Here is a 9,069-nt window from a genome sequence, read left to right as displayed (position 1 = left end):
GCTGATCACAATCCACGGACTGAGGCTGAATTCGAAACCGAAGAATTCGCGGCTGATAGAGAAAACCCTGATTCATTCGAAACTGAACTCCACCACGTTCATCTGCCAAAGCTTACAGACGCAGGCTTCATTAATTGGGACCCGCAGACGGAGACGATTACCAGAGGCCCTTATTTCGATGAAATTGAGCCGCTTCTCACGTTAATCGATACGCATCAAGATGAGCTCCCTTTTGACTGGCCGTAACCCACTAATGTTCAATTTACGAGCCTACTGATGTCTTATTCAGTACAAACCGTCTGAAAAACCGATCCGGGTTGCTGTCTGCATCCTCTATATTCAGCAGGTCTTTTTTGGCAGCTATCGGAGGTATCGATTGCTGCTCCATTACCTGCTCGACCTTTACATAGCAGATTGGCCCCGATCACAAGATCGGCTGGTTAACCAACAACGGATGCAGTAGAGGAACTTCCGTTGGTTAAATATACGCGGTAGTAGATCTCGATAGAACGACGATCAAGATACTACGGAGTTGTGTGAGAAAGCGGCTGCTGCTCGAGCGATTCTGTTGCCGTGAGTGTAGCTGCTAGTCGAATCCATGGGCTGACCATCGGATGCTCGAGTAATCGCGATGAGTTCGGTGGCCAGAACAACGCACTCCCAAGCAGGTCGTTGGGATCACCGTAGCGATTAGGTGGAAGAATCGTTCCGAGGAGTTCGCTCGGCAACACGAGATTTCCTTTGTGATCTCCCGAACGCGTCTACGAGGAATGTGGTAGTGCTCCTGACCGTAGTACACTAGGACGGACATCGATCAACAGCGCGCTCGAGTAAAGGGTCAACTGCCAGCTGATGCGAGGGAGATATTATCAGGAATCTTTAATCAACGAGCGAGCCCGCTGTACGTAGCTGTTCGCGTCCCAGCTGCGGGCGTCACTGATTTTGTCGAGGAGTTGCCGGGCCTCGGCACCTGACAGCTGCTCGGTTTGGACAAGGACCGAGAGCATGGTCGGCGTCGTCACAAGCCGGGTATCGGCGAGCGATGCGTGGATCAAGCCGAGTTGGTTAAATTCATCACAGAGAAATAGTGTGGCGTCAAGCTCGTTCGAGAGGGTGACAGCAGCGTTCTCACCGTCATCGAGCGGAAACTCGGCGTCGAGGTCGACTGACCGTCTCTCGAGCATCTCATCTCGCTCAAGCACAGCGGTTGCGCCACGACCATGGGCGTCATCGTATGAGGCGACCTCTTGGAGTTCCCCGATGACCGCTGTTGGAACCACAACCTCGTACTGGGTCAGACAAATTGAGAGTGAATCGGGATCGTCGTCAGCAACGATTCCGAGACTAATGAGGCCAGAAGAGTCTGCGACAAGCCGCGACATCTATGCGTCGGCAACCTCGTCGATGAAGTCCTCGTCCAGCTGCTGTTTTAACACCCGGAGATTCGCCGCCTCTTCGGCGCCGACGAGTGCTTTGAGCTGCTCGAAAGAAATCTCGTCGTCGTAGTAGGCGGCTGCGATCTCTTGGGTGAGCGCGTCGTCGTGAGCGGCCTCCTGGAGGTACTCCCGGAGCGCAGTCACGAGGATGTCCGTCCGGTCTTCTCCGAGGACGTCCGCGAGTGCATCAGTTCGATCGATAAGTCGGTGTGGCGCCCGAAATTGAACGCGCTTCTTATCGCTACTCATGATGTGTACGTTGTGAGCCAACACATTTAGCCCTTTTCGTGTGTACAATGTGAGTCTGGCTGGTATTGTGTTGTGATTTCGTGCCCGACGGCCACCAGATACACGATGCGATTCGGGGTCGCGAGTTCACCCAGGGATGGAGTCGTGAAATGGTAACCTTTCAATAATATGGTATAGACTCGAGTTGCTTGAATCGGTACGTGCAGATGCCCACGTACCTTTTCCGCGTCGGGATTCCGCGCTTCGCGCGGAACCACTCGCGCAAAAATCTACGTGTTCGAACGCGAGTAACGTGATCTACGTCTGATTTGAAGTACGCTGTGAGGACTGCTCCGCCGATCTCGGAGCGGATGGCTCCGAGACCGTCACACTCATTAACCAGTTCTTCAACTTCGCCAACGAGTTCCGCTGAAAGAGCCACGCCAAACTTTTCTCTGGCCATTTTGAACCCCTCTCAGAACGCTGTGCACCGGGTGCACAGTCATTTCAACGGCCTACATCGGATCTGCAACTTCATCCTGTCGAGTGACGGTTTATCCGGATGAGGGTCGCTTTGGGCATCACTGTGAATCGCGAGCGGGCGTGCAATGGCGTTCAACGACTACTGTAATAGATGCTGTCGGACGACAGTGAGTGAACTTTCAATCGCGTCTCACGGACCGCCGCCGTCGGCGACGGGCCTTCGGGCCCGTTCGGTGTGCGAACCGATCTGTCCGACAGTCTGTATCGGCGATCGCCGATAACACGCTGCCGCTCACTTCCGTAGCCGTCACGGCTATTGTCCTGACAATTGGCATGTCTTTATATGCGTGTCGGATATGGTGTGCTACTATGAGCGGCGACTCAGTTGATCCGTACGATCGATACCGAGATCGGACACCGGCGTCGGCCGAGCTATCGGAGCGAGCTAAGCGGGTGCTGCCCGGCGGCGACACCCGATCGGTCACCTACCACGGTCCGTACCCGTCTTTTTTCACCGAAGCGTCGGGAGCGAGGGTGACGACGGCCGACGGTGAGACGCTGCTCGATTTCCTCAACAACTACACGCAGTCGGTGCTGGGTCATGCCCCCGAGGCGCCCGTCGAAGCGGCGTGTGACCGACTCCAGCACGGCAACGACGTCGCGGCGCCGAACGAGGACATCGTCGAACTCGCCGAACGCCTCGTCGACCGGATTTCTTCGGTCGAGCAGGTCCGATTCGGCAACTCCGGCACCGAAGGGACGATGAACGCGATCCGGGGGGCGATGGCCTGGACAGAACGCGATCGGATACTCAAAGTCGAAGGCGGCTACCACGGCACCCACGACACCGTGGAAGTAGCGGTCGGTGATGAGAGCGCACACGAGGGCATCCCCGACTCCGTCGAAAAGCGCGTTGACGCCGTCCCCTTCAACGACACCGAGGCGCTCAAAAACCGCTTCGAGCGCGCCGGCGAGGAGTACGCGTGTTTCATCCTCGAGCCGATTATGGGCGTCGGCGGTATGATCCCCGCCGAGGAGTCGTATCTCGAGACCGCCCGCGACCTCACCGCAGCCGCCGACTCGCTTCTGCTATTCGACGAGGTGATGTCGTTCCGGCTGGCCCCCGGCGGCGCCCAGGAGCGCTACGGTGTCGAACCGGATCTCACGGCACTCGGAAAGCTGATCGGCGGGGGGCTGCCGATCGGTGCCTTCGGCGGCCGCGAGGACGTCATGTCCCAGTTCCACCCGGAGACTGGCGGCCTCAAACACTCGGGAACGTTCAACGGCAACCCGGCGACGATGGCCGCCGGTGCCGCGTTGCTGGATCAGTACGACGCCGATCGGATCGAGGCGCTGAACGAGCGTGGCGACCGCTTCCGTGAGCGTCTGCAGGGGATCGGGGACGAGTCCGACCGCCCGGTCCGGATCACCGGTGACGGCTCGCTGTTTCAGATCCACGTCACGGACGAGCCGGTGACCGACTACGAGAGCTCGACCGCCGGCGAGCCGCCGCTTGAGGATCTCTTCATCCGGATGCGCAACGACGGAATTCTGCTCGCCCCCCGTGGAATGGGGAACCTCTCGACGGCTATCGAAGACGAGCACACCGATACCTTCCTCGACGCGTTCGAGGAGGCGATCGATCACATCCCCGAAGCGGACTCGACAACCGCCGTTTAGCAGCCGACGAGCCCAGTATTCGGCTCGGTTTGAACTCCGGTACGGATGGTCTCGTCGGATCAGAGGACCTCGATCAGCGAGAGACCGTCGTCGGGTGTGATGCGGTCGATGTCCGTCTGGTACCGGATCAGTGTAGCGCGTTACCGGCCAGCGCCATTCCGGTACCGGCGCTCATCGGTACCGATCTCCACTGGACGGTATGAAAGACGATCGCCGAGCCGGCGTCTTAGGTGCCTCTGACGACTCACGTTCCGACTCGGCGCGTACACGTAGGCTAGCGGCCGACGTGACGATGGTACCTGACCCGTCAGTGTCCGGGATCGATTCCAGCTGACGGAGCGACCGGCTGGAGCTCTCTTCGACGGTCGAACGCCACGACAGCTCTCGAGTACCAGCATCGATGCCCGCGTCTTCGAGTGTCGGAGACGGGAGTACGCACTCGGTTGGAGCCAGGGGGCGAGTGCGCGCTGGAGCAAGGTTTTACCTTCGACGGTCTTTCGGGCAATATCCCTCCAGAGGAGAGTGTTAGCCTGGATATTGAGATCGCTCTGCAAGATAACAGCGAACCAGACGGAAAACAAGACATCTCCTTCGAGGCTAACGCTGAATAAACAGGCGAATAGAAAATTCTGTCTCCAGTTATTTATTGAGTGGACAAAAACCTCCAGTGACAGCTGGCGGTTTCGGCAGCGTAGCTATCACCATGTTCAGCCATATTAGATCACACAGTTAGTGCAAAATCATCAATTAGTGTGCTAAAGACTGCCAATTGGTCGGTGTGTCTCTACTCGCTCTAACCCCACTCCCGATCGAGTGCCACACCACCGGCCTCCCTAGTCGTTTAGGGATACGGTGGGTTGGTCTCTACCACCAACCTCGCCGATCAACCGTCGTACGACTCAAGAAGCCAGACTCCCCCCTGGCTTCCTGTACCCACCTGTGTTCGGTCCTCATATCCTCTTGTAGACTTGTTCTTTTCTTTCATGTTGGGGAAGTTATTAGTGGTTTTAACAAAGAATCAGAGAACGTCGGAGGCGTCAACGTGTCGCTGTGACCTCGGCCCGTTCAACCGCTGCCTCCGACACCGTGGATAGTTCATCGGCCAGCCAAAACGGTGGGTCACCTTTCCAGGGACCTACCGACTTCGAGCGCCACAATTGTCACGCTGTAAATAGATAGATATTAATATTGAAAGTATCTACATGAAGCCGGCTGGTGTGCATCGAGGGTTGTTCGACGGCGCCACCATTGACAGTCTCGGTGACCCAGCCTAGATGTCACGGAGGCAGGGTTCAGAGGAGAGGGCCCCCTGTTTCCGGGTACCCCTACCCCATTCGTGTTCAATCGGCGTGTAACTCACTTTGTAGGTCGAGTGAAGCCCGTTTCCACAATTCCTGAGTGGGCAACCGGGCAAGCGTACGCGAATGGATTGAATAGTTTGTTCATTACTACAACCGTCAGAGACGCCATCACTCACTCGATAGAAAGACGTCAGCTGAAGAGGTACTGAACTAGACAGTGTTCATTTACTTTTAGTATATTTAAACCGAGAAGCTAAGAACCCGAGTACGTAATGAAAAAGCATGGCGAATGAGCGACTGAGAGACGAGAGCGTTATCGAGCACTGGTACGACGCCGACGGCGAACCGATCGCAATCGTCGAGGGCGACGACGCGACGGTTTACGACGACGAAGGCACTGCGTATCTCGATTTTCTATCGCAACTGTACTGCTGCAACGCCGGCCACAGCAATGAGCAGATTACGGCGGCCATCACGAAACAGGCAGAGCGCATCCCATACGTCTCTTCGGCCAAACACAATGATACTCGATCTCGGCTTGCAACCGATCTCGCGGAGATCGCTCCTGGATCACTCTCTGACGTATACTTCGCTATCTCTGGTAGCGAAGCCAACGAGACGGCAATCCAGATCGCACGAACGGTGCAGGACGCGCCGACAGTACTCACCCGCTGGCAGTCATACCACGGGGGCACGTACGGCGCGGGCGGACTGACCGGCGATCCAGGAACGCGAAAAACGCTTGAGCGGCGCGCAGCGACGACTGGAGTCGGGAAGTTCCTCCCACCGCTTCCAGACGCCTTCGATGCCGAGACACCCGAAGAGCTCGCGGAACAGGCAGCGAACCACGTGGAATTCGTCCTCCGGAACGAGGATCCCGACTCGGTCGCAGCCATCGTCACCGAGCCGATCGGAGGGACCAGTGGTGCATATCCTGCGCCGCCAGGGTACTTCGAACGTCTTCGCGAAATCTGCGACCAGTATGACGTACTGCTGGTTTCCGATGAGGTGATCACCGGCTTCGGCCGATGCGGCGAATGGTTTGGCATCCAGACCGAAAATGTCCAACCTGACCTGATCACGTTTGCTAAGGGCGTGACCGGCGCGTACGCTCCACTCGCCGGTGTGATCGCAGACGCCTGGATTGGAGAGGAGATCCGTTCGGGATCGTACGATCTCGGACAGACATTCGCCGGACATCCCGTTTCTTGTGCCGCAGCCGAGGCCGCCATTGAAGTCTACCGGGACGGCCTCATCGAACAGGGGTGTCAAGTCGCCCCATATTTGGAATCTCGGTTGCGTGACCTCGAGGAACGGTTTGACGTCATTGATACCGCACGCGGACGCGGGCTCTTATGGAGCGTCGTCTTCGCCGACCCAAAAACGAACGAACCATTCGTCCACCCATGGGTAGATGGCAACGCAAGCAATCCCGTGGCTGACGTTCGCTCAGAAGCTCAAGAACGGGGTACGCTCTTTGGCAGCGGCCGGCCTAACACCCAAGTTATCGTGGCGCCGCCACTGTGTGTCACTCGTTCGGAAATAGACGAGGCTATTAACGCACTTGAAGCATCGATTGTTGAGGTATTTGGAGTTAACGAGTAATACACTCTAGTACTGTCTAGTTTTGAACCTCACTGACCGGCGTTTTTCATCGAGCGATTGATGCGGTCTCTGGCGGTTGTAGATCCGAACCTGCTCTTGATCGAGGCAAACGCAGCGAACGCGACCGCCCAGATCCCGAAGCGTTTGCCGGTAACGAGGAAATCCTCCGTGCTGTTAGTTTTCCGGGTCACCCAGACACCGATTGCGGCAATTCCAGCGAGTATGCTAGAACAATCCCAATAATGGTTGGATTCATTGCCTCCATCGGATCGGTTTGGAGGAAAATTTCCGAGAGCATCGTTAGAACGTCTGCTTGCTGAAGATGTCGCCCCTGCCGTCGCCAACGCGCTCGATCTCCCGCTGGTCACCGACACGGTCGGCCTCGAGACCGACGGCGGGACGCTGACCGCGACCCGCGAGATGTACGGCGGCAAGATCGCGACGGTCAACGAACTGACGGGCAACGCCGTCGTGACGATCCGTGGCGCCGAATGGGCCGACGCTGAGGGCACCGGCGATGCCGAAATCCAGGAGTTCCACGCCGAGATCGACGAGGACGCGATCCGCTCGACGGCCACCGGCTTCGAAGTGGTTGGCGGCGGCGACATTGGCATCAGCGACTCTAAGCCGTAGAGATAGTCCTTTTCCCATAGAGCTGCTGAACCGTTATGAACTCGAGATCAGGAAGGCTTCCGAGCCGCGTATGATCTACGACTCTTCTCTGTAGATTTCTACTTCCCCGGACTGGTTATCGTTATCTTGGACGCTGATACTCCAAGTCGAACCGTCTCCAGAGATCGCTCCAACAGCAGGGCCAACATCGTATGAATTCTTCCAGATGAGGTCACCACTGCCGACAGCGGCTATCTCGCCGTTGCCTCGATCTGCAACGAGCACACGGTCTCCGTTGTCACTGACGCTTACATCCTCAGCACTCCAGAACCCAACTGATGCTGTCCATTGTTCATCGTCGGTTTCAGTGTCAACAGCGTGGAAGGTTCCATCCCCTTCTGACGTGACAATCGTGCTGCCATCCGACGAGAGGTAGACCCAGCCACCATACGAATCAGTTTCTCAGCATCCGATAGTCGGCTTATCGATATGTCTAGCCGCTGTACTCACAGCGATAGAACTTACCGAAAGCAGCCAGGACAGCCAGATGGGGTTATCACTCGAGCAGCAGCCCCCTTCTCACACAACTCCGTAGCAACTGAGCCTCGTTCCCTCTCTGATCTACTACTGGGTGTGCGGTTAACCAACGGGAACCCCTCTACTGTGCCCACTGTTGGTTACGGAAGCACCTTGTGATCGAGACCAATCTGCTCTATACAGGTCGAACAGGTAACGGAACAGCAATCGAGTGTTCCGATAGCTGTCAAGGGAAGCCTGTCCAATATAGAACGTGCAAGCAGCACACGCCCATCTGAACCTCTCTAATTGATCGGTTTAACATTTCCAAAGGCAAGGTTAATAAAGCAAGCGAGATAATACCATATGAAACTAAATGCCCTTTTCATTTGATACCACTTACAAAACTGTAGACTCAGACCTTTATTCAAGGGTGACACCCAAAAGTATCGATAATTCCGAAATTTTATTTCTTAATGACGGACTATGTGCTGATCTTGGATTGGATACAGCGGAGCTCAATGCTGAAATTCTAACAGGCCAGGACCTCCTAGAAGAACCAATCGCCCAGGCATATGCAGGCCACCAGTATGGAAGTTTTACCATCCTGGGCGATGGGAGAGCGATGATACTCGGCGAACATGTCCACGATGGTAATAGATACGATATTCAGCTGAAAGGGTCTGGTCGAACGCCGTACTCCAGGAGAGGCGATGGCAACGCAACTGTCAGCTCGATGCTCAGAGAGTATCTGTACTCATATGCGATGCAGAATCTGAATATCAAAACATCGAGAGCTCTGGCAGTCGTCGAAACTGACGACACAGTCGAACGACGACGAACAGAGCCTGGAGCCCTCCTTGTCCGAGTGATGAACAGCCACATTCGATACGGAACCTTCCAGTATCTTGCAGGCCAAGCATCCGGCGAACTACAGCGATTCACTGACTACGTTATCGACAGGCATTACCCGCAGCTAAATGCAAAGGATCGCACATACCTGGAGTTCTTCGATGCAGTCATGCAGTCGTCAATTGAGATGGTTGTTGACTGGCTGCGTGTCGGATTCATCCATGGCGTCATGAATACCGACAACATGAGTATCGATGGAGAAACATTTGATTACGGACCTTGTGCCTTCATGAATTACTATGATGAGGAGACGGTTTTCAGTTCAATCGATAAGCACGGCCGATATGCATTCGGAA

At 55.8% G+C, this 9,069-nt stretch carries 7 protein-coding genes and 2 pseudogenes; 6 read left to right on the top strand and 3 right to left on the bottom strand.

The window, feature by feature from the left end; all coding sequences use genetic code 11:
* A partial coding sequence (locus QA600_RS22550; RefSeq protein ID WP_278294181.1) for a transcriptional regulator occupies window positions 1–246 on the top strand: 246 nt, incomplete at its 5' end.
* Between the two features lie 623 nt (window positions 247–869).
* Here QA600_RS22550 and QA600_RS22545 read toward each other — a convergent pair.
* On the bottom strand, window positions 870–1,382 hold the full coding sequence (locus tag QA600_RS22545) for a hypothetical protein (protein ID WP_278294180.1): 513 nt from the start codon (window positions 1,380–1,382) through the stop codon (window positions 870–872).
* The gene (locus QA600_RS22540; RefSeq protein WP_092933786.1) at window positions 1,383–1,685 is read right to left on the bottom strand and encodes a hypothetical protein; all 303 of its coding nucleotides are present in this window, start codon (window positions 1,683–1,685) and stop codon (window positions 1,383–1,385) included.
* 831 nt (window positions 1,686–2,516) lie between these two features.
* Between QA600_RS22540 and QA600_RS22535 the strand changes: the two genes are divergently transcribed.
* The 4 genes and pseudogenes from QA600_RS22535 to QA600_RS22520 form a co-directional block, all read left to right on the top strand.
* On the top strand, window positions 2,517–3,827 hold the full coding sequence (locus QA600_RS22535) for an aspartate aminotransferase family protein (protein ID WP_278294179.1): 1,311 nt from the start codon (window positions 2,517–2,519) through the stop codon (window positions 3,825–3,827).
* A 1,380-nt stretch (window positions 3,828–5,207) separates the two neighbouring features.
* Window positions 5,208–5,342 (top strand): annotated as a pseudogene (locus QA600_RS22530) (IS6 family transposase); the annotation flags it as partial.
* Between the two features lie 68 nt (window positions 5,343–5,410).
* Window positions 5,411–6,733, top strand: a complete 1,323-nt coding sequence (locus tag QA600_RS22525) for an aspartate aminotransferase family protein (protein ID WP_278294178.1) — start codon at window positions 5,411–5,413, stop codon at window positions 6,731–6,733.
* Window positions 6,734–7,054: 321 nt separating this feature from the next.
* A pseudogene (locus QA600_RS22520) lies at window positions 7,055–7,357 on the top strand (electron transfer flavoprotein subunit alpha/FixB family protein); the annotation flags it as partial.
* A gap of 84 nt (window positions 7,358–7,441) precedes the next feature.
* On the opposite strand, the gene QA600_RS22515 reads toward QA600_RS22520, so the two are convergent.
* The gene (locus QA600_RS22515; protein WP_278294177.1) at window positions 7,442–7,630 is read right to left on the bottom strand and encodes a hypothetical protein; all 189 of its coding nucleotides are present in this window, start codon (window positions 7,628–7,630) and stop codon (window positions 7,442–7,444) included.
* A 607-nt stretch (window positions 7,631–8,237) separates the two neighbouring features.
* On the opposite strand from QA600_RS22515, the gene QA600_RS22510 reads away from it, so the two are divergent.
* Window positions 8,238–9,069 (top strand): protein adenylyltransferase SelO family protein (locus QA600_RS22510; protein WP_278294176.1); only part of this gene is annotated, 832 nt, incomplete at its 3' end.

The sequence above is a fragment of the Natronococcus sp. A-GB1 genome, from assembly GCF_029688845.1.
Taxonomy (GTDB): domain Archaea; phylum Halobacteriota; class Halobacteria; order Halobacteriales; family Natrialbaceae; genus Natronococcus.
Note: the sequence above shows the minus strand (reverse complement) of the source record. Positions and strands in the feature narration are given on the sequence as shown.

Coding starts and splice junctions, on each gene's coding strand:
- QA600_RS22545 (WP_278294180.1), bottom strand. CDS start 1,382: ATGTCGCGGCTTGTCGCAGACTCTTCTGGCCTCATTAGTCTCGGAATC.
- QA600_RS22525 (WP_278294178.1), top strand. CDS start 5,411: ATGGCGAATGAGCGACTGAGAGACGAGAGCGTTATCGAGCACTGGTAC.
- QA600_RS22535 (WP_278294179.1), top strand. CDS start 2,517: ATGAGCGGCGACTCAGTTGATCCGTACGATCGATACCGAGATCGGACA.
- QA600_RS22540 (WP_092933786.1), bottom strand. CDS start 1,685: ATGAGTAGCGATAAGAAGCGCGTTCAATTTCGGGCGCCACACCGACTT.